Source organism: Micromonospora sp. DT81.3 (assembly GCF_049847225.1).
GTDB lineage: Bacteria > Actinomycetota > Actinomycetes > Actinomycetales > Microbacteriaceae > Microbacterium.
Genome location: NZ_JBNCNY010000049.1, coordinates 1 through 748 on the forward strand (window position 1 = coordinate 1; position 748 = coordinate 748).

General features: G+C 65.9%; 1 protein-coding gene. It reads right to left on the reverse strand.

All coding sequences use genetic code 11. The features are described 5' to 3' along the window. The coding region (locus ACPW96_RS23285; RefSeq protein WP_425886123.1) for a helix-turn-helix domain-containing protein at window positions 1-638 on the reverse strand (638 nt) is incomplete at its 3' end. Window positions 639-748: the final 110 nt, after the last annotated feature.

A 748-nucleotide genomic window follows, 5' to 3' on the forward strand; every position in this document is an offset into this window, starting at 1 on the left:
GGCTGAGCGAACCGACGCCCGGCACGAATCAGCCGCGTGTGAGCACGGCGATGATCACGTCCCGTGCGCAACGGCGACGCGTCTGGCTTCCTGAGCAGCCCGGATCCAGGCCGGTAGATCGCCAGATAGATGCTCTCCGTAGCCAGCCGCATCCCCGGATCATCGGGGTGCTCGGCGCGCAGCGCGCGGCTGATCTGCTGCGGACTCCACTTCTCCTTGAGTTTCGCCTTCACGTACGCGTTCAGCACCGGAGTCGTTGTCAGCCTCAACGCTCGCGGCCGGCGGCGTCTGGTGGCGGCGATGCTGTGCGCGTGGAACGGGCGATACTGACCCGACTCGTGAGCGTTGCGGTGCAGCTCACGGCTGATCGTTGACGGTGCCCTGCCCAACACTGATCCGATGACGGTCGGGCCGTGGCCCTTGCTGGCCAGATCGGCGATCTGTATCCGCTCGTCCTCAGAGAGGAAGCGAGGGGAGATCGGACGCAGCGCGAGAGGTTCCAGCGGTGGCACGACTTTCACCGTGCCATCCTTCCGACGCACCGTCGTGCCATCCCGCCAGATGTATGCGGTCGTGCGCACCACACCGACCTCTCGAGCCGCCGCTGCCAGCGGCCAGCCCTGCGCGAGCAACTCCATGAACCGGCTCCGCGCCAACGACTTCGGCCGCCGGCCTGGACCCTTCGGAATGCGACGTGACGACAACATGACCTCCAACAGGTGTGATCACGTTGCAACGATCACTGGAA